This is a genomic window from Bacillus daqingensis (genome assembly GCF_042654445.1).
Classification (GTDB): domain Bacteria; phylum Bacillota; class Bacilli; order Bacillales; family Salisediminibacteriaceae; genus Alkalicoccus; species Alkalicoccus luteus.
Window position 1 is genome coordinate 179,112 of the sequence record NZ_JBHSGK010000005.1, and the last position, 23,856, is coordinate 202,967.

Annotated in this window: 20 protein-coding genes; 14 read left to right on the top strand and 6 right to left on the bottom strand. The window is 51.8% G+C overall.

The annotated features are described in order from the left end of the window. Positions 1 to 14 precede the first annotated feature (14 nt). From ACFO4L_RS07235 to ACFO4L_RS07245, 3 genes are all read left to right on the top strand, one after another. The gene (locus tag ACFO4L_RS07235; RefSeq protein ID WP_377909022.1) at positions 15 to 995 is read left to right on the top strand and encodes a siderophore ABC transporter substrate-binding protein; all 981 of its coding nucleotides are present in this window, start codon (positions 15 to 17) and stop codon (positions 993 to 995) included. Between the two features lie 525 nt (positions 996 to 1,520). After that, positions 1,521 to 2,963 carry an alanine/glycine:cation symporter family protein gene (locus ACFO4L_RS07240; RefSeq protein WP_377909023.1) on the top strand — a complete coding sequence of 481 codons (1,443 nt, stop codon included), beginning with the start codon at positions 1,521 to 1,523 and terminating at the stop codon, positions 2,961 to 2,963. A gap of 101 nt (positions 2,964 to 3,064) precedes the next feature. After that, positions 3,065 to 3,523, top strand: coding sequence for a DinB family protein (locus ACFO4L_RS07245; RefSeq protein ID WP_377909024.1), 459 nt, complete (start codon positions 3,065 to 3,067; stop codon positions 3,521 to 3,523). A gap of 82 nt (positions 3,524 to 3,605) precedes the next feature. Here the strand turns inward: ACFO4L_RS07245 and ACFO4L_RS07250 are convergent, their stop codons facing one another. After that, on the bottom strand, positions 3,606 to 4,502 hold the full coding sequence (locus ACFO4L_RS07250) for an AEC family transporter (protein WP_377909025.1): 897 nt from the start codon (positions 4,500 to 4,502) through the stop codon (positions 3,606 to 3,608). 141 nt (positions 4,503 to 4,643) lie between these two features. Here ACFO4L_RS07250 and ACFO4L_RS07255 point away from each other — a divergent pair, with 141 nt between their 5' ends. Then, positions 4,644 to 5,441, top strand: coding sequence for an ABC transporter ATP-binding protein (locus tag ACFO4L_RS07255; RefSeq protein WP_377909026.1), 798 nt, complete (start codon positions 4,644 to 4,646; stop codon positions 5,439 to 5,441). A gap of 52 nt (positions 5,442 to 5,493) precedes the next feature. Here ACFO4L_RS07255 and ACFO4L_RS07260 read toward each other — a convergent pair whose 3' ends face one another. Then, positions 5,494 to 6,921, bottom strand: a complete 1,428-nt coding sequence (locus ACFO4L_RS07260) for an NAD-dependent succinate-semialdehyde dehydrogenase (RefSeq protein WP_377909027.1) — start codon at positions 6,919 to 6,921, stop codon at positions 5,494 to 5,496. Between the two features lie 733 nt (positions 6,922 to 7,654). On the opposite strand from ACFO4L_RS07260, the gene gltB reads away from it, so the two are divergent. The 3 genes from gltB (at position 7,655) to ACFO4L_RS07275 (ending at position 14,561) form a co-directional block, all read left to right on the top strand. After that, positions 7,655 to 12,247 carry a glutamate synthase large subunit gene (gene gltB, locus ACFO4L_RS07265; protein WP_377909028.1) on the top strand — a complete coding sequence of 1,531 codons (4,593 nt, stop codon included), beginning with the start codon at positions 7,655 to 7,657 and terminating at the stop codon, positions 12,245 to 12,247. A gap of 518 nt (positions 12,248 to 12,765) precedes the next feature. Further along, on the top strand, positions 12,766 to 14,253 hold the full coding sequence (locus ACFO4L_RS07270) for a glutamate synthase subunit beta (protein ID WP_377909029.1): 1,488 nt from the start codon (positions 12,766 to 12,768) through the stop codon (positions 14,251 to 14,253). Between the two features lie 113 nt (positions 14,254 to 14,366). Beyond that, a complete protein-coding gene (locus ACFO4L_RS07275) occupies positions 14,367 to 14,561 on the top strand; it encodes a hypothetical protein (RefSeq protein ID WP_377909030.1) in 195 nt (64 codons plus the stop codon). A gap of 208 nt (positions 14,562 to 14,769) precedes the next feature. Here the strand turns inward: ACFO4L_RS07275 and ACFO4L_RS07280 are convergent, their stop codons facing one another. Beyond that, entirely contained in the window at positions 14,770 to 15,300 is a 531-nt protein-coding gene (locus ACFO4L_RS07280; protein ID WP_377909031.1) for an acyl-CoA thioesterase, read from the bottom strand. Between the two features lie 65 nt (positions 15,301 to 15,365). Between ACFO4L_RS07280 and ACFO4L_RS07285 the strand changes: the two genes are divergently transcribed. From ACFO4L_RS07285 to ACFO4L_RS07315, 7 genes are read left to right on the top strand one after another with little or no spacing between them, the layout of a single operon-like run. Further along, positions 15,366 to 15,689, top strand: coding sequence for a CHY zinc finger protein (locus tag ACFO4L_RS07285; RefSeq protein WP_377909032.1), 324 nt, complete (start codon positions 15,366 to 15,368; stop codon positions 15,687 to 15,689). A 12-nt stretch (positions 15,690 to 15,701) separates the two neighbouring features. Further along, the gene (locus tag ACFO4L_RS07290; protein ID WP_377909033.1) at positions 15,702 to 16,907 is read left to right on the top strand and encodes an ABC transporter substrate-binding protein; all 1,206 of its coding nucleotides are present in this window, start codon (positions 15,702 to 15,704) and stop codon (positions 16,905 to 16,907) included. After that, on the top strand, positions 16,891 to 17,736 hold the full coding sequence (locus ACFO4L_RS07295; RefSeq protein ID WP_377909034.1) for an ABC transporter permease: 846 nt from the start codon (positions 16,891 to 16,893) through the stop codon (positions 17,734 to 17,736). Before ACFO4L_RS07290 ends, ACFO4L_RS07295 begins: the two co-directional genes overlap by 17 nt. Then, positions 17,733 to 18,524 (top strand): ABC transporter permease, encoded by a 792-nt coding sequence (locus ACFO4L_RS07300; RefSeq protein WP_377909035.1) that lies wholly within the window; start codon positions 17,733 to 17,735, stop codon positions 18,522 to 18,524. Before ACFO4L_RS07295 ends, ACFO4L_RS07300 begins: the two co-directional genes overlap by 4 nt. An 11-nt stretch (positions 18,525 to 18,535) precedes the next feature. Further along, positions 18,536 to 19,471, top strand: coding sequence for an ABC transporter ATP-binding protein (locus tag ACFO4L_RS07305; RefSeq protein ID WP_377909036.1), 936 nt, complete (start codon positions 18,536 to 18,538; stop codon positions 19,469 to 19,471). Then, positions 19,468 to 20,064 (top strand): CDP-alcohol phosphatidyltransferase family protein, encoded by a 597-nt coding sequence (locus ACFO4L_RS07310; RefSeq protein ID WP_377909037.1) that lies wholly within the window; start codon positions 19,468 to 19,470, stop codon positions 20,062 to 20,064. The genes ACFO4L_RS07305 and ACFO4L_RS07310 overlap by 4 nt, the downstream gene beginning before the upstream one ends. After that, positions 20,061 to 20,657 (top strand): FMN-dependent NADH-azoreductase, encoded by a 597-nt coding sequence (locus tag ACFO4L_RS07315; protein WP_377909038.1) that lies wholly within the window; start codon positions 20,061 to 20,063, stop codon positions 20,655 to 20,657. Before ACFO4L_RS07310 ends, ACFO4L_RS07315 begins: the two co-directional genes overlap by 4 nt. A gap of 206 nt (positions 20,658 to 20,863) precedes the next feature. Here ACFO4L_RS07315 and ACFO4L_RS07320 read toward each other — a convergent pair whose 3' ends face one another. The 3 genes from ACFO4L_RS07320 to nikB are packed head-to-tail and all read right to left on the bottom strand — an operon-like array spanning position 20,864 to position 23,840. Next, positions 20,864 to 21,883: an ABC transporter ATP-binding protein gene (locus tag ACFO4L_RS07320; protein WP_377909039.1), complete on the bottom strand. Its 1,020-nt coding sequence runs from the start codon at positions 21,881 to 21,883 to the stop codon at positions 20,864 to 20,866. Next, the gene (locus ACFO4L_RS07325; protein WP_377909040.1) at positions 21,843 to 22,886 is read right to left on the bottom strand and encodes an ABC transporter ATP-binding protein; all 1,044 of its coding nucleotides are present in this window, start codon (positions 22,884 to 22,886) and stop codon (positions 21,843 to 21,845) included. The genes ACFO4L_RS07320 and ACFO4L_RS07325 overlap by 41 nt, the downstream gene beginning before the upstream one ends. A 33-nt stretch (positions 22,887 to 22,919) precedes the next feature. After that, positions 22,920 to 23,840: a nickel ABC transporter permease gene (gene nikB, locus ACFO4L_RS07330; RefSeq protein ID WP_377909041.1), complete on the bottom strand. Its 921-nt coding sequence runs from the start codon at positions 23,838 to 23,840 to the stop codon at positions 22,920 to 22,922. Between the last annotated feature and the right edge of the window lie 16 nt (positions 23,841 to 23,856).

Here is a 23,856-nt window from a genome sequence, read left to right on the forward strand (position 1 = left end):
TGGAGGAATAGATCATGAAAAAACGAAAAACCGCATCTCTTTTTGCCGGAGCACTGCTGCTCGCAGCCTGCACAGGAGAAGGAGACGCAAATCAGACGGACAATGCAGAAGCGGCGGGAGACAACGGCCAGGACGAAGTGAACGCCGATGATGAAGCAAAAAGCATCACCGTAACCCATGAGCTCGGCGAAACAGAAGTACCGGTCAATCCGGAAAGCGTCGTCGTGTTTGATTTCGGCGTGCTGGATACGATGGACGTACTCGGCGAGGAGCCGATTGCTCTGCCCCAAGGAAACGTTCCGTCTTACCTGTCGGACTATGAAAGCGATGCATACGAAAATGCCGGAACGCTGTTCGAGCCGGACTTCGAAGCGATTTATGCGATGGAGCCGGACCTGATTTTAATCGGCGGACGCACGGCAGAAGCGTACGATGAACTCAGTGAGATTGCACCGACCGTGATGATGGGCGTCGATCAGGAAAACTACATCGAATCGTTTGAAGACCAAGTAACGCTTCTCGGCGACATTTTTGCGAAGGAGGACGAAGCAGCTTCAGCGCTTGCGGATGTGCAGGAGCAGCTTGAGGAGCTGCAGCAGACTGACTTTGATGGGAACGGCCTGATGGTGATGACGAGCGAGGGATCACTCAGCGCCTACGGTCCGGGATCCCGTTTCGGTCTTCTGCATAACGAGTTTGAGATTGCACCAGCGGATGAAGGAATTGATGATGCCAGCCACGGGCAGAACGTCTCGTTTGAATATGTGCTGGAAACAAACCCAGATGTCCTGTTTGTACTCGACCGCGGCTCCGTCGTTGGCGGTGAAGAGGAAGACAGCGCAGATGAAGTGCTGAATAACGATATCATTAACCAGACGCAGGCATCTGAAAATGACAGTATTGTCTACTTGAATACGGAGTACTGGTACATTTCCGCAGGCGGACTGACGTCAGTGAGCGGAATGATCGAAGAAGTGCAAAACGCAGTGGAATAATCGCAGCGGGGGAGTCTCCAGCCTTGGAGGCTCTTTTTCGCGTTGTTTTCCTTCTTCACCTTAGACATGCCGGCGAACGGCATTCATTGCGACGACTTTTAACGGCAAGGGTTTAACAGGCTTCCCTCTCATGGGAACGAGTCAAGCGTTTTTGAGCATCTATCCGGAAAGCTTCCGGCAGCTCTCTAAATGAATTGAAGGAGGAAAGTTTTCACGGTGGCGGCTGATGTTATTAACCAGCGACTCAAACATTTCATTCTCCACTCTCAACTTATTAACCTGAGGCTGAAACTTATTACGGTTATCAACTTTCGTTCTTGATAGCGAATAGTTTATCAAGCTCGCATGCGAAGTTTTCAATCTCGGCCGTAAAGTTATCATTTCAACGCATCTCTCCGGGTGCAGCGGATTCGAATGCAATACGAAAACAGCCTCTGCCTGATCAAGAAAAAATATCCAAATATAGTTTGTGCTATAATAACCGAGGGAAAATATAGATAACCTACTAGATGAGGAGGAAACATCATGGAACAATGGTTTTCCGCTGACACGTGGCTCGGGGATATTCTTGGCTTTTTCGAGGGTATTATTTGGGGCTATGTGTTAATTTATGTGCTTCTCGGCCTCGGGCTGTATTTAACGATCCGCACGAACTTTGTGCAGTTCCGCATGCTGCCGACAATGGTGCGCGAGCTGTTTAAAGGCACAGATCGGACGGCATTTAAAGAAAAGAAGGGGACGACGCCGTTTCAGGCCTTCGCTATCAGCACAGCGGCCCGGGTAGGAACAGGCAACCTTGCCGGTGTGGCGATCGCGATTTCACTCGGCGGCCCAGGTGCAATTTTTTGGATGTGGATCGTAGCACTCATCGGTGCAGCAACGGGCTTCATCGAAAGCACGCTGGCTCAAATTTATAAAGTAAAGGACAAGGACGGCTTCCGCGGCGGACCTGCCTACTACATGCAGCGAGGTCTCGGCTCCCGCATGATGGGGATTATTTTTGCCGTCCTGATGATTCTTTGCTTTGGTCTTATTTTTAATGGCGTGCAGACAAACACGATTTCAGACGCCTTCGCAGGATCCTTCAACGTCGACCCGCTTATCGTTGGAATTGTGATCTCGGCTGCAATGGCCTTTATTATCTTTGGCGGAGTGCGCCGAATCGCCGTCCTTGCTGAGGTCATCGTACCGGTTTTCGCGGTTACATACGTGCTCGCGGCGCTTGTCATCATGATCATTAATTTTGACCAGGTGCCTGGAGTATTTGCCCTGATTTTCCAGAACGCCTTCGGTATCCAGGAGGTTGTCGGCGGGGGACTTGGCGCTGTGATTATGAATGGTATTCAGCGTGGCCTCTTCTCCAACGAGGCTGGTATGGGTAGTGCACCGAACGCCGCTGCTACCGTTTACGTGAATCACCCAGTCAAGCAGGGGCTGGTCCAGTCTCTCGGAGTTCTGGTTGATACGATCATTATCTGCAGCGCGACCGCCTTTATTATCCTCCTTACAGATGTATATACTGTCGGGGATATTGAAGGGATTCAGCTTACGCAGATGGCGCTTGCGGAACATGTCGGTGAAGGGGCCGGTGTCTTTGTGGCCATTGCGGTGTTCTTCTTTGCCTTCAGCTCCCTGCTCGGCAACTATTATTACGGCCAGGTGAACGTGGAATTTATCTCAGAAAAGCCGTGGGCGCTGCTTGCCTTCCGCCTTGCTTTTCTGGCGATGATTATCGTAGGAGCGACAGCCGATCTCGAGCTGATCTGGCTCATGGCTGACGTCTTTATGGGCTCCATGGCGCTCGTCAACCTGATCGCAGTGGCGCTGCTTTCCGGCATTGCTGTCAAAGCACTCCGTCACTTCAACAATCAGTCACGGCGCGGACTTGATCCTACCTTCTATGCGGACAGCATTAAAGGATTGAAAAACGTCGAAAGCTGGGATAAGAAGTCGGATAGCCGCAAGTAACAATATAATGAAGGCCGGTTCCTGCGGGAGCCGGTCTTTTTTCAGGCGCCGGTTTTAAAAGCCTGTACGCGGGAATACGTTCAGCGAGGAGGGTGACAATCATGACAAAAAGCACGTCGTTTCTAAAAAAATATTTCCTTTCCCACCGGGAAGTAACGAAAGAACTCACAGAAAAAATCAGTTCAGAGGATTACGCGTATAAGCCGACGGACACATCCATGACGGCACAGGAGCTCGTCACACACATGCTGACGTCATTTCATCAGTTTGCATGCATTGCTGCAGGTGACGAGCCGGAGAAGCTGCACGAGGATACCGAAAAGGCGACACTGCAAGAGCTTGCAGAGCGCTATACCAATGCCTCTGTGAAAAAAATCGAATCGATCAGCGAGGAGCGGCTGGAGGAAACAATTGATCTTTCCGATACGTTCGGCATGAAAGTGCCGGCGTGGCGCCTGATTGAAATCGGCATCGATCACGAAATCAACCATAAGGGTAATTTGTTCGTATACGTCCGAAGTCTCGGCTTTAATGAGCTGCCGATGTTCGTGAAAGCGTAAGCCTTTTATAACAAAGGAAGCACGGAACAGAAGGGAGGCTTCCCTTTGCTCCGTGCTTTTATGTGCTGAAGCAGCTGCTCTGCTACTGCAGAATCGCAAGCAGCACGGTAATCGTGATCACGCTCAGCAGCGTCGTAACCATTGTGACGCTTGATACATAGCGCGGCTGGTTATCAAACTGCACGCAGAACATAACGATGGTCGCAGCAGACGGCATAGCAGCAGAAACGATCAGTACCTTTGCCAGAAGAGGATCCATCGGCATCAGCATCGTCAATCCCCAGGCGATCAGCGGAGAAATCAACAGCCGGACTGTTGTACTGTAGGAGATAGACGGCCAGTCAAACTGACCGATTTGCATATTGGCAAGCTGCATGCCCAGAATAATCATCACAATCGGGATCGCTGCCGCCGCCACAATATCCACTGCCCCCATCAGATTATCCGGCATCGCAAGCGGAGTTGCCTGCATGACCACCGCAAGCAACAGCGCATACGTGACCGGCATCGTCAAGATACTGCGGACAGCGTAACGTGAGCCGGCATAGCCTTTCGCGGCGTAATAAACGCCGAACACGTTCATAATAATCGACTGCAGCACCATAAAGGAGACTGCGTAAGCAAAGCCTTCCTGGCCGTAGGCAAATAAAATAATCGGCGCACCGTAATTACCGGCGTTCATAAACGCCGTCGATAAAATCCATCCGCTCTCTTTTTTCTCCGAACGCTTGGTTATCTTCGCTACAAGCTTGTTTAAAAGAATCAGCGAGAACAGCAGCGCGAAGGAAAACACAACCATATACACATACTGCCGGTCCAGCTCGGCTTCATAAAATGTTTGAAAAACTAGCGCCGGCGTTGCTACATACAGTGCGACGACCGAAACTGGCTTAATATCGACCTTTTTCCATTTTTGTATGGCAAAGCCCGCTGCAAAAATAAGCAGCACAGGCAGAACCACCTGAATAAAAATTGTCATGAACAGCCCTTCTTTCCACCATTTCCACTCTTTAGTTTACGCCTCCATGCCTGTAATTTCATCCGAATGAATACAATTTTGTGAATTTCCCGTAATATACGGTACACTGAAAAACAAACAATTGGAGCGGAGGGCCTGTTTATGAAAGAGATCGTATCACTATCAAATGTGACCGTACAGCGCGGTGGCAATATACTCGTAAAGGATGTCTCCTGGCAGATTCAGCGCGGCGAGCACTGGGGGCTCCTCGGCCGGAATGGCTGCGGCAAGACGACGCTGTTAAAAGTGCTGTCCGGTTCAATGTGGCCGAAAGCAGGAAGCGGACCGGTTGATATTCTCGGAAACCGCTATGGAAAGTCCTACATGCCGGACGTGAAAAAATCGATCGGCTGGGTCAGTCAGGCGCTTGAGCGGCAGTATCAAAACTACCCGCATGCAGACGGTCTGGAAATCGTGCTCAGCGGCCTGCACGCCTCGATCGGTCTGTATGAGCCGGTCACGCAGCAGGAAATGAACCGCGCCTATCAGCTGCTGGAGCAATTTGGAGCTGGTCATCTGGCAGAAACACCGCAGCAGCACTTTTCGCAGGGCGAGCTGAAAAAAGTGCTGCTGGCGCGGGCCTGGATGGCGGAGCCGGCGCTGTTAATTCTGGATGAACCTTGCTCCGGGCTGGATCTTGCGGCACGGGAAGAGCTCCTCAGCCGGCTTGAGCAAAGCTTGCGGCAGGGAGGACCAACGCTCATTTATGTCACGCACCATATGGAAGAGCTGATTGCACCGATCACGCATGCGGCGCTGATGAAAGATGGATCGTTTATCAGTCAGGGAGAGAAAGAAACGGTGCTGAATGAGAAGGAGGCGTCCGCTGCGTTTGACGTCCCGGTTTCGGTTTCATGGGAGCACGGCAGGCCGTGGGTGAAAGTGAAGCCATTACTATAGAAGAAACAGGACTGCTCCCGGCATGGGAACAGTCCTGTTTTTTAAACATATCCTATTCAATGTTGCGAGCGACATATTTCGTTTCAAGGTATTCCTCGATGCCTTCCACACCGCCTTCGCGTCCGTAGCCGGATTCCTTTAACCCGCCGAACGGTGCCTGAGCTGCGGAAGGAACACCGTCGTTCCAGCCGACAACGCCAAATTCCAGTGCTTCCGTGACGCGCGTGCCGGTAGCCGCGTCCTCTGTGAAAACGTAAGACGCGAGTCCGTAAGGGGTATTGTTGGCGAGCTCAATCGCCTCAGCTTCCGTTTTAAACGACTGAATTGGCGCTACCGGCCCGAATGTTTCCTCCTGCATGATGAGCATATCAGAGGTGACGCCGGTAAGGACGGTCGGCTGATAGAAATAGGCGCCGTCTTTAGCTGAACCTGTTCCGCCTGCGGCAACGTTTGCTCCTTGTTCAATTGCATTTTGCACGTGCTTGTCTATTTTTTCGTAGCCGTCTTCGTCGATGACGGCGCCGATGTCGTTTTCTTCCTTCATGCCGTCGCCGGCCTTCATGCTTTTTACTTTTTCAACGAAGCGTTCCGTAAAGGCATCCAGTATTCCTTCCTGGACGTAAAACCGGTTGGCAGCGATACAGGACTGTCCTCCGTTCCGGAATTTGGCTATAGCGGCTTCCTTTACTGCTTTATCCAGGTCTGCGTCATCAAACACTAGGAGCGGAGCATGTCCTCCAAGCTCAAGCGAAAGCTTCTTCACTTGAGCAGCGCTCTGTTCAATCAGCATTTTTCCGACCTCTGTCGAACCAGTAAAGGAGACCTTGCGCACCCGGCTGTCTTCCATAAAGACGAAGGTAATATCAGAGGCGCTGCCGGTAAGCAGGTTTACGACACCTTCCGGAATGCCTGCTTCTTCGCAAAGCTCGATGATCTTCATCGCAGTCAGCGGTGTTGCTGTAGCGGGCTTAATAATGAACGTACAGCCTGCAGCGAGCGCTGGCGCGAGCTTTCTCGTAATCATGGCAGCCGGGAAATTCCACGGCGTAATGGCAGCTGTGACGCCAATCGGCTGCTTGAGCACATCAATCCGGTGTCCGGCATGCTTGCCGGGAATTTTCCTGCCGTACACACGCTTTGCTTCGTCCGCGAACCAGTCGAGAAAAGAAGCGGCGTAAACGACTTCTGCCTTAGAGTCGGCGAGCGTTTTGCCGTTCTCGAGCGTCATGAGTTCGGCGATCTCCTCCTTCTGCTCCATCATAAGCCGGTATACTTCGCGCAAATATCCGGATCGCTCCTGTGCCGACGTCTGTTTCCAGTCACTGAGGGCGTCAGACGCGGCGTCGACCGCTGACTCCGCCTCCTTTTTGCCCGCTTTTGGAACCGTACTGATCAGGGCGCCTGTTCCGGGATTGGTGACGTTAATCTGCTCCAGCGAGCTTCCGGTCCATGATCCGTTTACATATAGTTCGTTTTTCATCGCTATCCCTCCTAAGTAAAAATGTTCCTTTTCCGTGATGGACTGAAACATATTTCTGCTAAATACGGAGCAGCATCCAAAAAGAAGGTTTCGATTGAAATCAAAAGAGGTATAAAGCAACACCTGTATATTATTTTAAGGTGACGGATTGTTTTCCGGAAATTTACTGCCAGCCTGCGTTTAACACCTGTTTTTATGACCAGATAGTGAGTAAATTCCGAACATTTAAATGAAAGCGTATTCAAAATGACAGACAGCTGTTTTGTATAAAACATGATTATTCACCCTCTAAGCCCCTTTAATTACAATAAGTGACATTTTAACTGAATCACTCCTCATTCACCGGATCTTTCTCCTTGACTTTTAAATATGAAGAAACACGATCATTTTGGATGAAAAGCTTATAATGACAGCGTTTTCAGTCAGAAAATCTGCGAAAGCTACGGAACACGAAAGTCCTTGCCTCACAAGGGATTGCAAACGGTTGTAGTCAGAAAATAGCGACAAAGTGTTAATTAATGCCTTTGTAAATTCGAAAAAAGATGGTATTATTCAATGATATGAAAGAAAAGTTCACCAATTTCTGAATTTTTCTGCTGCGCACACCGGTTTGTTCCATTTATTGGAGTGTACACCGATGTGTATAAAAATGTGAACGAACGATTAAATATAACGTATCGGCGTCGTATCTTTTCGTTCGTGCATATTTGTATCTTTAAGGAGGGACGTTATCATGATGAATCACGGATATCCTACTGCTCAGGGGCTTTATGATCCCAGAGAGGAACACGAAGCCTGCGGGATTGGGATGATTGCGAATATTAACGGTACGAAATCCCATGATATCGTTCAAAATGCGATCACCATTCTCTGTAACCTCGAGCACCGCGGAGGACAGTCAGCGGATGTCAGCTCCGGTGACGGCGCCGGTATTTTGACTCAGATTCCGCATCGGTTTTTCCAGAAGCAGTTCCATAAGGAAGATATTGCGGTTCCGGAAGAAGGCAAGTACGGAATCGGCATGATTTTCTTTCCTCAGGAACAAAAGGAACGAAAGGAATCTCGACGCATTTTCGAGCGTATTATTGAAGAAGAAGGCCAGCGGGTACTCGGCTGGCGCACGGTTCCCGTAAACGATTCGTTCGTTGGGGATGAAGCCAAAAAAACCGAGCCGTTCATCCGCCAGGTGATCGTTGCTCCATCAGAAGATCTGGAAGATCAGGATGCATTCGAGCGTAAGCTGTATGTCATCCGTAAACGCACAGAAATTGAAATTGCGAAAACGCTGAAAAGCCAGGACTTCTACATTTGCAGTTTGTCTACGCGTACGATCATCTATAAGGGAATGCTGATTCCGGAACAGCTCGATTCATTTTATATCGATCTGAACCACCCGGATTTCAAAACAGCGGTCGCATTCGTCCATTCCCGTTTCAGTACGAACACCTTCCCGAGCTGGAAGCGTGCTCACCCGAACCGGTACACGATTCATAACGGAGAATTCAACACCATCCGCGGTAATATGAACTGGATGAAAGCAAGAGAGAAGATGTGCCAGTCCAAGTACTTCACTGATGAAGAGCTGGACAGCCTGCTGCCGGTTATTGATAAAAACGGCTCTGACTCTTCCATGTTCGATAACGCTTTTGAATTTCTGCATCTCTCCGGACGATCCCTCGCACACACTGCGATGATGATGATTCCTGAACCTTGGGCCAACGATGATTCCATTAAACCGGAAAAGCGTGACTTCTATGAGTACCATAGTACGCTCATGGAGCCATGGGACGGTCCTGCCGCCATCGGCTTTACAGACGGACGCCACGTCGGTACCATTTTGGACCGGAACGGACTGCGTCCAGCTCGTTACTATGTAACGAAAAGCGGCATGCTCGTGCTCGGTTCTGAAGTAGGGGCTCTGGATATTTTTGCAGATGACATTCTGGTGAAAGAGCGTCTTCACCCGGGACGTATGCTGCTGCTTGATTTGGAAGAGGGAAAGATTATTCCGGATGAAGAGATCAAAATGAACATTGCGAAAGAAAAGCCTTACCGCGACTGGATTGTCAACAACATGATCGATCTGGACGATATTCCGAAGGTCAGCGAGTCTGAGCTGCCGGATGACTCTGCGGATCTCGTGGATAAGCAGCTTGCGTTTGGCTACACCAATGAAGAAATGCACAAAATTCTAAAGCCGCTCGTAGCAGACAAAAAAGATCCGGTCGGTTCTATGGGGTACGATTCTCCGCTTGCGGTGCTGTCAAAGAAGCCGCAGCTGTTGTTTAACTACTTTAAACAGCTGTTTGCGCAGGTCACAAACCCGGCTATCGATGCGATTCGGGAAGAAATTGTTACCCAGGTCAGCACGACGATCGGAGCAGAAGGCAGTCTCGTGAATCCGAAGCCGGAGAGCTGCCGTCACATTCGTCTGAATAAACCGGTGCTGAGCAATGAGCAGCTGGAAACACTTCGTCAGCAGGAGCTGAAAGGCTTTAAATCATGCACGCTGCCGATTCTCTTTGATGTGGCCTCCGGAAAAGAAGGATTGGAGCCTGCACTCGAGGATCTGTTCAAGCAGGCTGATCGAGCTGTGGAAGACGGCTGTGTACTGCTCATTTTATCGGACCGCGAACTGAGCAAAGATAAAGCAGCGATCCCATCTCTGCTTGCCGTTTCCGCGCTGCATCACCACCTGATCCGTCAAGGCAACCGAACGAAGGTAAGCCTCCTGCTCGAATCAGCAGAAGTGCGCGAGGTGCATCACGTGGCGACCCTGCTTGGCTACGGCGCAGAGGCCATTAACCCGTACCTGGCACTCGCTTCTCTTGCAGATCTGCGTGAACGCGGGGAAATCGACAAAGCGTATACAACGCATGAAATTACCTACCAGTATATTGATTCTGTGACAGACGGTGTCGTAAAAGTCATGTCGAAGATGGGGATTTCCACGATCCAGAGTTACCGTGGTGCTCAAATCTTTGAATCTGTCGGGATCGCAAAAGACGTCATCGACCGTCACTTTACGCGGACAGCTGCCAAGCTCGACGGTATCGGGCTTGACGTGATTGCCGAAGAAGTGCTGAAACGGCACGTGCCGGCCTTCGAGGAAATCCGCGGCGGAAGCAAGAAGCTCGAAGCTGGGGACGAATTCCAGTACCGTCAAAACGGGGAAGATCATCAGTACAATCCGAAAACCATTCATATGCTGCAGCACTCTACCCGTACGGGTGACTACGAAGCATTTAAAGAATATTCGAAGCTTATTACGGATGAGAAAAATAACCTGCAGTCGCTGCGCGGCTTAATTGCCTTTAAGGATCGCCAGTCCGTTCCGCTTGAAGAGGTAGAATCCGTTGAATCAATCTGCAAGCGATTCAAGACGGGTGCCATGTCACTCGGTGCCATCAGTGCAGAAGCACACGAAGCGCTTGCCATTGCGATGAACCGCATCGGCGGAAGCAGCAACAGCGGGGAAGGCGGCGAATATCCGGAGCGTTTTACACCGGACGAGAACGGCGATTCCCGCCGCAGCTCGATTAAACAGGTCGCTTCCGGACGTTTCGGCGTCAAGAGTCACTACCTGGTAAATGCGGACGAAATTCAGATCAAGGTAGCACAGGGAGCGAAGCCAGGTGAAGGCGGACACCTGCCTGGCAAGAAAGTATATCCGTGGATTGCAGAGGTGCGTGGATCGACGCCTGGCGTAGAGCTTATTTCACCGCCGCCTCACCACGATATTTATTCGATTGAGGATCTGGCCGAGCTGATTCATAACTTGAAAAACGCCAACCCGCGCGCCCGCATTTCCGTCAAGCTTGTATCCGCAGGCGGAGTCGGAACGATCGCAGCAGGTGTGGCAAAAGGCCGTGCGGACCTCGTTCTGATCAGCGGTTATGACGGCGGTACCGGTGCTGCACCGCGTACGAGCCTGAAGCACGCCGGTCTGCCTTGGGAAATCGGCTTGGCTGAAACGCACCAGACGCTGCTCCTGAACGGACTGCGTGACCGAATTGTTGTCGAAACGGACGGCAAGATGATGACCGGCCGTGATGTTGTTGTCGCAACGCTTCTTGGAGCAGAAGAATACGGATTCTCCACAGCACCGCTTGTCGTGCTTGGCTGTATCATGATGCGCGTCTGCCATCTCGATACGTGCCCGGTCGGCGTTGCCACCCAGAACCCGGAGCTGCGTAAAAAGTTCATGGGATCTGCAGAGGCTGTTGAAAACTTCATGCGCTTTGTCGCGGAAGAAACGAGAGAATTGATGGCAGAGCTCGGTTTCCGTACAATCAATGAAATGGTCGGACGCACCGATGTGCTGGAAGTCAATAAAGAAGTGGATCACTGGAAAGGTAAATATCTGAACCTGGAAGCGCTCCTCTATCAGCCTGAAGTGAAGGCCGGCCAGACAGTTTACGCAAGCCGCAAGCAGGATCATGCTTTGGAAAAATCGCTTGATCATCAAGAGCTGCTTCCATTCTGTGAGGAAGCCCTTGAGAACGGTACGCCTGTAAAAGGAACGGCGGCGGTACGAAACATTCACCGCGTAGTTGGTACGATTCTCGGCAGTGAAGTGTCACGACGCTATGGCCTCGAAGGTCTGCCGGAAGACACGATCCGCCTCACGTTCAAAGGCTCAGCCGGACAAAGCTTTGGTGCGTTCGTGCCGCACGGTATGACGCTGAAGCTCGTCGGTGATGCAAACGACTTTATCGGCAAGGGACTATCAGGCGGTAAAATCATCGCCCGTCCATCCCGTAAATCGCCATTCAAGTGGGAAGAAAACATCATCGTCGGAAACGTCGCCTTTTATGGTGCCTCCGGAGGCGAAGCATACATCAGCGGTATCGCCGGTGAACGCTTCTGCGTCCGAAACAGCGGCGTAAAAGCCGTGGTCGAAGGTGTCGGAGACCACGGATGTGAGTATATGACAGGCGGGAAGGTCGTCATCCTTGGGGAAACAGGCCGAAACTTTGCAGCCGGTATGTCAGGCGGCGTCGCGTATATTCTCGACGAAGCAGGCAATTTTGATGCGAAGTGCAACGCTGAACTCGTTGATCTGGAAAGCCTGAACGATAAAGAGGAGATCGCCGAACTCAAAGCGATGATCGAACGCCACGTTGACTACACGCTCAGCCGAAAAGGCCAGCGAATCTTAAATAACTGGGAGCACTTCGAAGCGAAATTCGTCAAAGTCATCCCGCAGGACTACCGTGCTATCCAGGAGCGAATCTCGCACCACCTCGCTCAAGGCATGAGCCAGTATGACGCCGAAATGGCCGCGTTCGAAGACAGCAAAAAACCAAAAGTCGCAGCGAAATAGAAAAGCGAAGTGGCCCGATCAGGGGCGCCGCGATTGGACTGAGGCTCACGAGATAAAGGAATCACTGCCGAAGGGCAGATGATGACTTATCGTAAGAGAGCAGAGGGAAATCGCCCAGCCCCTGGGCCACGGAGCTAGACAAAAAGAAAAGCGGAGCGTCCCGCTTAGGGGCGCCGCGAATGGACTGACACTCACGAGATAAAGAAGACACTGCCGAAAGGCAGATGTCGCCTTATCGTAAGAGAGCAGAGGGAAATCGCCCAGCCCCTGGGACGCGAAGCTGGACAAAAAGAAAAGCGGAGCCTGGCGTTCTGAGGTGAAGCCAGTGGACTGCGCCCTGCGAGATAAAGGAATCACTGCCGAGAGGCAGATGATGACTTAGGAGGGCAAGGGAAGTGGCCAAGCCTCAGCCAGGCGGAGCTGTTTGATTCGTTAGCTTGCAGACAGATAAATGATGGAAACACGGAGCAGCAAAGCTGCTGATACCCAAAAGAAATGGATTGAAGGAGGGTACTGTGATGGGAAAAGCGACAGGATTTATGGAGTATACTCGCCAGACGATACCCGAGCGTAACCCTTCTGAACGAACGAAGGACTGGGATGAATATACGCTCCCGATGTCGGATGAAGAGGCTAAGAAGCAGGGCGCCCGCTGCATGGACTGCGGTGTGCCGACGTGCCACACCGGTATGGAGCTGAACGGGGTAACAACAGGCTGTCCTGTGTACCACCTGATTCCGGAATGGAACGACCTCGTATACCGCGGCCAGTGGAAAGAAGCACTGGATAAAGAGCACGAAATGAACAATTTCCCGGAATTCACTGGGTTTGCCTGCCCGGCGCCTTGTGAAGGAGCCTGCGTGCTTGGCATAAATGAACCGCCGGTAGCTATCCGCTCTGTGGAAAAGTCGATCATTGAAAAGGGCTTCGCAGAAGGATGGGTGCAGCCGAACCCGCCAAAGCAGCGCACTGGCAAGCGTGTTGCTGTGGTCGGTTCAGGACCTGCAGGACTCGCTGCTGCCGATCAGCTCAATAAAGCTGGTCACAGCGTTTCCGTATTTGAGCGCGCAGACCGCCTCGGCGGACTGCTCACGTACGGCATTCCGGAAATGAAGCTTCCGTATGCGATCGTTCAGCGTCGTATCGATATTCTGGAAGCGGAAGGCATCGAATTCTTTACGAACACAGAAGTTGGCAAAGACGTAACGTCCGAGCAGCTGAAGAGCGATTTCGACGCAACGATTCTCTGCGGAGGCGCAACGGTGCACCGGGACGTTCCTGCGGAGAACAATGATCTGAAGGGCATCCACTATGCAATGGACTTTCTGCATGCCAATACAAAGAGCCTGCTTGATTCCAAGCTGGAAGATGGCAGCTACATTTCCGCTAAGGACAAAAATGTGCTTGTTATCGGGGGAGGGGATACAGGAACCGACTGTATCGCTACTTCTCTTCGTCATGAATGTAAGAGCCTTGTTCAGTTCGATATTTACGATAAAAAAGCGCCTGCCCGCGACATGATGATCAATCCGTGGCCCCAGTATCCGATCATTCACCGTATTGAGTACGGTCAGAAGGAAGCGGAGGCTGTATTTGGTGACGATCCGCGTGCTTACGCCGTCATGACAAAGAAATTTGTCGGAGATGATGAAGGCCATGTGAAGGAAGTGCACACGGTGAACGTTTCGCTTCGCTATGACGAAGAAGGCAAAAAAATCCGTGAAGAGATTCCAGGTACTGAAAAAGTATGGCCGGTAGATCTCGTACTCGTAGCCATCGGCTTTAAAGGACCGGAACAAGGTCTGATTGAACAACTGAATGTAGAGACAAAAACAAATTCAACGGTACGTGCCCAGTACGATGACTACCGTACAAATGTGGAAGGCGTATTTGCAGCCGGAGACATGAGACGCGGTCAGAGTCTGATTGTGTGGGCGATCAACGAAGGACGCGGTGCAGCCCGCGAATGCGACCGTTTCCTCATGGGGGAAACAAAGCTTCCGTGATGATTCTTTACCGCAGGACAGCCTCGTCCTGCGGTGTTTTTTTGTTTGAGGTTTGCTCTTCCCCTTCTAAGGTAATAGGTATAAGGAGAACAATAAAGGGAGGAGGAAGCACAATGGCAGACGATGAAAGAGGAGCCGGCTCCGTGTTTATTAAGTACGCGTTCATCACGATTATTGTCATCATTATTTTATTCTTTATCGTGAACTTCCTGCTGCCAATGATTGGCGGCGGCGGTGGTGAAGGCGAAAACAATGGAATTAACGTAAACATTGACGTCAATGACGACTTGGACCCAAATGGAGAATAGATAGTAAAACGTGCTGGAATCGTACATGATCCCAGCACGTTTTTGTGCGTTTAACAGGCAGCACGTCGTACGCTCCGGTTTGCTGCTGTATTATGCTTCTGACCCAGTAAGCGCAGTAGGGAAGGCATTCTTTGTCCAAGACGTACTCCTTTGTAAGCGGAATTACGTTTGTACAATCCTTATTCATGCTATCATAATACTATATACATCATGATTGTTCAGGCTGGTCATCCCACGGTTTTAAGTCGGTTAAAATGTCAGCCAGCTTGCGGCTTTGTTCCCGGCTCTTTTTCCGTACGGAGATACGCTCTGGCGCGGTGTCGAATAAATACTTCTCTTCTTCCGACTCTGGAACGACCGGGGGCACGGGAGCAGTCTTGCCTTTGTCATCGAGAGCGACAAACGTTAAAAAGCTGGTTGCAGCAAGCCGGCGTTCGCCGGTCAGCAAGTCCTCTGCAATCACCTTCACGAACACTTCCATCGAGCTTCTCCCCGTGGAGGAAACGTGCGATTCCAGACAGACAGAATCGGTCTGGCGAATCGGGTGGAGGAAGTCAACGGAATCCGTAGACGCCGTTACGCATTCCGTCCGGCAGTGGCGAGCTGCGGAAATGGAGGCGACATCATCAATATCACGCATCAGCTTGCCGCCAAAAAGCGTATCGTGGTTGTTTGTATCCTGCGGAAACACGCGCCCCGTTTTAATGACCTTAGAGGCCCGGCATGTCTTTTCATTCATGAATGATCACTCCTGCTAAAAGGTATGCCTGATTATATCACGTTCGTACATAAGGAGAGAGAAAAATGAACAAACGCACGATTCGAGGAGCGGTTGACGGCGAAACGCGCTGCAGTCATTACCATGGACCGACAGATATCATCGCGCTGAAGTGCTATTGCTGCCGGGAGTATTTCCCTTGCCATGCCTGCCATCAGGAGCAGACCGGCAGGGCCTTTACACCATGGCCGCCCGGATATGAAGAGGAAAAAGCTATTCTGTGCGGCAGCTGCAGCAAGGAGCTGACGATCAACGAATATACGAGCGGTGGAAACAGCTGTCCGGCATGCGGAGCAGCCTTCAACCCGGGATGCAGACTGCATCACCATCTTTATTTTGCAAAAGCTTAGGAGGAACAACTAGTGAGAAGACAATGGAGTGGGGTAGCCGGACTGCTGCTGCTCGCAGCCTGCGGAGGCGGAGAAGAAGCTGCAGACGCAGAAAATCTTGCAGAGCAGGACTGGGAAGAAATTACTGACGCAGCCGATGGTGCTGAGATCGGCATCTATATGTGGGGCGGCGATGAAGGGGTAAACGCGTATATCGATGAGATTGTTGCGCCGGAACTGGATGAGACATACGGCATTACGCTGACACGCTATCCGATGGAAGCACCGGAATTTTTATCCCGGCTGCGGACGGAACGGGAAGCGGGGAGCATGGACGGGACTGCGGATATTCTTTGGATTAACGGCGAAAACTTCCGGATTGCCAAAGAAAACGAGCTGCTTTACGGGTCGTTTGCAGAACTGCTGCCAAATAAGGAAGCCTACGTTAATGAGGAGGCTCCTTACGTCGAGGTGGACATGGGTACTCCAGTCGAAGGGATGCAAGTGCCATGGGGCAATGTACAATACGCGTTTCAATTCCGCGGTGATGTGGAACCTCCGGCAACAATGGAGGAGCTGCTGGGCTGGGCGGAAGAGAATCCGGGGTCCTTTACGTACCCAAATGTGTCTAATGATACAGGTGCGGGCTTTGTACGGCACGTGATGCATTATGTTGCCGATGATCCAGCAGACCTGGAAACGTACGATGAAGACTGGATCGCAGAAAACGGTGAGGACGTCTGGCGCATCCTGCGCGACCTGCAGCCGCACTTGTGGAGAGAAGGACAGACGTATCCGGAAACGCTGGAGCAGCAGGACCAGCTGTTCAGCAGCGGGGAGATCGATGTGACGCTCGGCTTCAATGAGCACCGGGCAGAAAGTTTAATTGATCAAGGAACCTTTCCGGAAGATACACAAACAATCGGTCTTGCATCTGGATCGATTGCGAGCACGCATTATTTGAGCATCCCGTTTAACACGACGGAGCCGGAAGCCGCGTTGACGGCAGTCAATTATTTGCTGTCACCGGAAGCACAAACAGCGAAGCTGGACCCGGAACGGTGGGGCGAAGGTCATATTCTGGAGCTTGAAGCGTTATCAGAGGAAGAAAGAGAAGCAGTCGAATCCCTGTCAGGTGAAGAGGTGGTGCCGCAGGAAATGATCCTGCCTGAGCTTGATGCACGGTACGTTGACTGGATTCAGCAGAACTGGGAGCAGGAAGTTGTCCAGCAGCGTTAAAGGCTGGCTGCTGGCGCTGCCGGTGCTGTTGTTTATGGCCGTGTTCGCTGCGCAGGGGCTGTACCGGGCTTGGCTGGAAAGCATGCAGACGGAAACCTCGTTCAGCGCCTATGCGGAGCTGCTGACAGGTCGAAGCTTCTGGTCGTCCTTTGGCATCAGCGTGTACGTTTCCTTTTTGTCAGCCGCGCTCTCTATTGTGATCGGACTCTGGCTGGTGCGATTGCTTCACCGTCATTTTATACGCGATGACTGGAAGCTTGCCGTCTGGTTTCCAATGCTTATTCCTCATTTTGCAGCAGCTTATTTGACCGTACTGTTTTTTTCTCCGGGAGGCTGGTTTGCCTCTTTAACGGCTTCAGCAGGATTAGGTGGATTTCCGATTCTCGTCAATGACCCGCTTTATATTGGCGTGATCCTGACCTACCTGTGGAAAGAAATTCCGTTTGTCGTATTGATGCTGCTGCCGGTCTATCAGGAGCTTGACTGGCGCATGGAGGAAGCGGCCAAAAGCCTTGGAGCCGGTGCATGGACGCGCTTTAAAACCGTTGAGCTTCCTTGGTGCGGGCCGGTACTGCTTGAAGTATGGCTGATTTTGTTCGTCTTTATGCTTGGAGCATATGAAATTCCAGCGCTTCTTGGTGTCACATACCCATCTATGCTCCCGGTGCTTGCATTTGAGTGGTTTTACCAGGCCGGCTGGAGCCAGCGTCCGCTGGCTCAGGCCATGATGGTTGTGCTGACGCTGCTCTCCGCCTTTACTGCCTTTCTGCTGTTGTTTATCATTCAGCGGTCCCGGCGGCGCTGGCTGCGAGGAGGGATGCGTACATGAACAAGAGCCGGAAAACGCTGCTCGCTGCTTTGCTGTTGCTGCTGTTTGTTGCGCCAGTGTTGTTTTTATTCGTGCGCAGCATTGCCTTCGGCTGGCGATTCCCGGACATAGTCCCGTCTGCATTCTCGATGCGGGGCTGGGAGGCTGTCTGGTCGGATCCGCAGCTGATACAGGCGCTGGGTTCGACGATGGCTATCGGGACAGCGGTCGTTCTGCTTAATTACCTGCTGGCGCTGCCTGCAGCATACGCGCTCAGTCACTATGAACCTCGCGGGAAAGCAGTGATGGAAACGATTATCATGCTGCCAATTTTTGTACCGGTTCTGGCGGTCGCCATGGGGCTGCATCTGTTTATGATCCGTATTGGGGCGGCCGACAGCTGGATCGGCGTCGTGCTGATTCACATGCTTCCGACACTCCCGTACGCGGTGCGGATTTTAAAGTCAGGATTTGACCGGCTGCAGACCGATTGGATGTGGCAGGGGCGGACGCTTGGAATGAGCCCGGTGCGGACATTTTTCAGCCTGATGCTCCCGATGATGCTGCCAAGCCTGCGCAGCTGCGGTATTCTCGTTTTCGTCATTTCTCTCAGCCAGTACGTGCTGACGGCGATCATCGGCGGAGGACGAGTTACGACCTTGCCCATCTTATATTTTCCGTTTTTCAGCAGTGCGGATGAAGCAGTAACAGCAGCGTTTACGATGCTGTTTGCCATACTGCCGATCGCATTTCTTCTTCTGCTGGAAGCGGCGTTGTATGCGTATACGAAATGGAGCAAGACGGTTTAAGGAGGAAAAGCATGCTGGAAATCATTGACGCAGAAAAACAGTACGGGAAACACACCGTTTTCAGCGGTGTCTCTCTTTTTGCAGCTGCAGGAGAAACAGCCTGTATCGTCGGACCATCCGGCTGCGGCAAAACAACGCTGCTGCGGGCTGCGGCAGGTCTCGTGCAGCTAACAAAAGGCAGCGTCATCCTGGACGGCACAGATATCACCAGCTGGAAAGCCGAACAGCGGCCCGTCGTACTGTTATTCCAGGAAGCGCTGCTCTTCCCGCAGCTCACCGTGCTGCAAAACATTGCCTATGGGTTGAAGTATGGACGACGGAAGCTCGGGCGAGACGAACGGCTGAAGGAAAGCCGGCGTATGCTGCAGAAAATAGAGATGAATCAGTGGGAAAACGCCTACCCGGTCGAACTCTCCGGCGGTCAAAAGCAGCGCGTGGCTCTGGCGCGGGCACTTGTGTTAAAGCCTAAGCTGCTGCTGCTTGATGAGCCTTTTTCGAGTCTTGACGCATCGCTTCGACAGTCGCTGCGGACGTGGGTGCGCGGATTTTTGCGTGAAGAGGGCGTGACCTCTCTTTTCGTTACTCACGACAAGGAGGAGGCTGTCATGATGAGCGACCGGCTGATCGTCATGAAGGACGGCGCCGTGCAGCAGCAGGGCTCGCCTGAAGCAGTCTATCATCATCCGGAAAACCGCGCGGCGGCGGATGTCATTGGGGACGGGTTATACGACAAACGCTTCATTCCTGCATCCTCAATCAGCGTAGAAGCAGCAGGATCGTACAGCGGCATCGTGGAGCATCCGCTCTTTATGCACGGCTACCGCTTTTACCGTATCGCAGTGCCAGCACTAAAGCAGACGGTCGTTGTTCGAAGTGATACGATGTATCAAGAGGGGGACGAGGTGAAGCTGTCCGTTAAGGAAGAGAAGGAGAATGGTGTGCTGTGATTGATACGAAAGCAAGATACATCGTGCAGCCGGTGATTGAAAAAACAGCAGGCGCTGCGCTGCGAACCGGACTGTCGGCCAATCAAATGACGGTGCTTGGCTTTCTGACAGGGGCAGCCGCAGCAGGAGCAGTCTTCGCAGGCTGGTACGTCACGGGCTTTCTGCTGCTATGGTTTTCCGGGTTTTTAGACGCCGTTGACGGCACGATGGCCCGGAAAACGACCAGTACGAAATTTGGTACTGTCCTGGACGTCAGCTTTGATCGTCTCGTAGAAGCAGGCATCATTCTCGCCCTTGCGTTTCGCTACCCGGATCTCATGTGGGCGATGCTTCTGCTGATGGCATCGATTTTATATACGGTTACTATCTTTTTGACGGTTGGTGCTGTTGCTGATAAAAAGACTGAGAAATCGTTTTACTATCAGCCTGCTCTGGCGGAGCGGACAGAAGGCTTCATTTTGCTGTCCCTGATGATTTTGTTTACGGAGTACCTGCTGTTCTTTACGCTGCTGTTTTTAGCTGTCGAACTGATCACGGCCTTTCAACGGCTTTATTTAGCGAAAAAACTGCTTCAGGAGGAGGAAGAGGCATGAGCCTGCTTTACGTCACTGCGAATCCGAAAGAAACACACGAATCATTCGGTCTTCGTCTCGGAGAAGCGTTTCTTTCCGCCTATCAGGACACCTATCCGAAAGCTCACGTAGAGCGTCTCGATCTGTTTGCGGACTCGCCGCCGCCGCTGACTGGCGACAAGCTGGACGCGTGGGAGCGAAAGACAACCCGCCCGGTGACAAGTCCGTGGGTTGATCAATTTTTACGTTTTGATCAAGTCGTGTTCGTTACTCCGCTCTGGAATATGGGGCTGCCGTCGCCTGTTAAAGCATATATCGATCAGCTGATCCTGCCGGATAAAACGTTCCGCTTTGGGGAGCGCGGTATGGAGGGGCTGCTCGGCCACGTCAGGATACTGCATCTTCAGTCGCGCGGCGGGGTCTATTCGCACGGCAAGCTCCAGGCGTTCGAGCACGGTGATGCATATTTGCGTACGATCTTCGGCCTCACCGGGGTGAAACAGTATGACCACATTTATGTAGAGGGCACGAGCACGTATCCGCATGAAGCGGAAGCCCGGCTGAGCGAAGCGGTCGAACAGGCCCGGGCTCTTGCACGCAGCTTTCACGGCTGACGTGTTTATCCGAAAATCTGATACAGCCACAGGCCGTCAACACGAATGGACGTCACCTAAGGACGGCCGGCGTGAATAAACAACGAACCCGAACACCTTCTGACCGACTTCGCAGCAAGTGCATGCATCTGTAAAGACTTTATCGACACGCTGAAAGCCCCCTCCGGCTGTAAACGCCAGAGGGGGCTTGGTTTCGTTGATTCTTATTAATAATTCGGCTGCATCTCGCCGGATTCGATTTCCTCAATGTAATGGCAGGCAGCGCGGTGGCCGTCCTTCATCAAGTCATCGTTTGTGCGGAGCTCGGGATCGTCCGTTACACACTTATCGGTTGCAAATGGACAGCGTGTATGGAACCGGCAGCCGCTTGGCGGATCAATCGGAGAAGGAACGTCACCCTTCAGAATGATCTGCTCTTTCCGCTTCGTCGGATCCGGAACCGGAATCGCGGACAAAAGCGTTCGCGTATACGGGTGCTTCGGGTTGTCGAACAGCGATTTCTTGTCTGCAATCTCAACGATTTTCCCGAGGTACATCACGAGTACGCGGTCGGAAATATGACGGACGACACCAAGGTCGTGCGAAATGAAGAGATACGTCAGATCGAGATCCCGCTGCAGCTTCTTCAGCAGGTTCAATACCTGTGCCTGAATCGATACGTCGAGTGCCGACACCGACTCGTCACAGATGATCATTTTCGGGTCTACGGAAAGCGCACGGGCGATCCCGATACGCTGACGCTGACCGCCGCTGAATTCGTGCGGGAAGCGGTCAATCTGGTGCTCACCGAGACCGACCGTCTTCATCAGCTCTTTAATTCGCTCTTCACGGTCTTTTTTCGGAGCGACGTTTTGAATCTCCATCGCCTCATTCAGAATCTGACGTACCGTCTGGCGAGGGTTAATCGATGCGTAAGGATCCTGGAAGATAATCTGCAGGTCCTTTCGCATATCGCGCATTTCCTTCTTGCTGAGAGAGACGAGATCCTTTCCGTTAAATTCCACGGTACCGGAAGTTGGGTTATCCAATCGCAGAATTGCGCGTCCTGTCGTCGATTTACCGCAACCTGATTCGCCAACAATGCTGAGCGTTTCACCAGCATTCACTTCAAAGCTGATATCGTCGACAGCTTTCACGTCGTTTACTTTGCGGCCAAAAATACCGCCTTTGATCGGAAAGTACTGCTTAAGATTTTGTACTTTCAGGATCTGCTGTGGAGTAGTCATCTCGTACGTTCACCTCCGGTCCGTCCCACTGGTCTGTATGAATCCAGCAGCGTACTTGGTTTCCGTCTTCAAGCTCTTCAAGGTCCGGCAGTCGTTCATGGCACATATCACGGGCAAACGGGCACCGTGGTGCGAAGCGGCAGCCTTCCGGAAGCTCATCCGGACGTGGAACCATGCCGCGGATCACTTCAAGCTCGTCCTGATCGATGTCGTGACGTGGCAGCGACTTCAGCAGGCCAACCGTATATGGATGCTTCGGCTTGGAGAAAAGAGTTTCCACGTCTGCGTATTCAATGATTTTACCTGCATACATAACGGCAACATAATCGCACGTTTCTGCCACAACACCGAGGTCGTGGGTGATCAGCATCATCGACATGCCGAGATCCTTCTGCAAGTTGTTGATCAGACGCAGAATCTGTGCCTGAATCGTTACGTCAAGAGCCGTTGTCGGCTCATCCGCAATCAGCAGCTCTGGATCGCACGCGAGTGCAATCGCGATCATCGCGCGCTGACGCATACCGCCTGACAGCTCGTGCGGGTAAGCTTTCACCCGGGCCTTCGGAGAAGGGATACCAACGAGCTCCAGCATATCAACCGCTTTGTTCAAAGCTTCCTTTTTGGACATGCCGCGGTGAATTTGATAGGATTCTGCAATTTGGTCGCCAACCGTGTAAACCGGATTCAGTGACGTCATTGGCTCCTGGAAAATCATCGAAATTTTGTTCCCGCGGATCTGGCGCATTTCTGCTTCGCTTTTCTCCAGCAGGTCCTCGCCGTGGAAGTAAATATGGCCGCCCTTGATTTTACCCGGGTCTTCGATCAGACGCATGATAGAAAGGGACGTAATACTTTTTCCTGAACCGGACTCGCCCACGATTCCGAGCGTTTTTCCGGCTGGAACGTCAAAGTGTACACCGTCAACGGCCTTAATTTCCCCTTTATGGGTAAAGAAGGACGTCTGGAGGTCGTCCACTTTAATAATGGATGGTTTTTGTTCCAACGTGTTTCCCACCTTTCAATGTCGGAATATCGGTTAATCCAGCTCGATCCGCTTGTTGAGGAGTCGATAGGAAATATCTACAAGGAAGTTAACGAATACAAACAACAGGGCTAGAATCAGTACAGCTCCCTGGACGATCGGGAAGTCACGCTGTGAAATAGCTTCCACGACGAGTCGTCCAAGACCGTTAATCGCAAATACCGTTTCTGTCAGAACAGCTCCGCCGAGAAGCGTACCGAACTGAAGACCAACGACTGTGACAACCGGGATCATCGCATTACGCAGCGCGTGCTTATACACGACATAGCGTTCTTTTACTCCTTTGGCGCGGGCTGTGCGGATGTAATCCTGATGAATAACTTCGAGCATACTGGAACGCATCATTCGGGCAATAATGGCTGCCCCGGCGGTTCCAAGAGTAATAACAGGCAGGATAGCGGCCTGCGGAGAGCCCCATCCGGAAACTGGCATCCAGTCAATGTTCAAGGCTAAGTACTGAATCAGCATAAGACCAAGCCAGAAGTTCGGCATAGACAGGCCGAATAAGGCAAAGACCATGATAAACATGTCAGAAAAAGAATTACGTCTTGTCGCCGAAATAACGCCGGCGATAATACCGATAAAGACGCTGACAATCGTACTGTAAAGAGCAAGTTCTACGGTAATCCAGAAACGGACGCCGATTTCATCACTGACAGCCCGGCCGCTGCGGATCGAGTTGCCGAGATCACCTTGCACAGCATTTCCGACAAAGGTACCGTACTGCACGTACAGCGGGTCATTCAGGCCGAGACGGTCACGCATTTGTTCAATCTGTGTTTCGCTCGCACGCTCCCCAGCCATAATTTGAGCCGGATCCCCCGGAATGAGGTGCATCATCAGAAAGACGATGATCGTCACCCCGAACATAACCGGAATGGTTTGAAGCAGGCGGCGTATCGTATATTTAATCAAAGTGTTTCACCTCGCT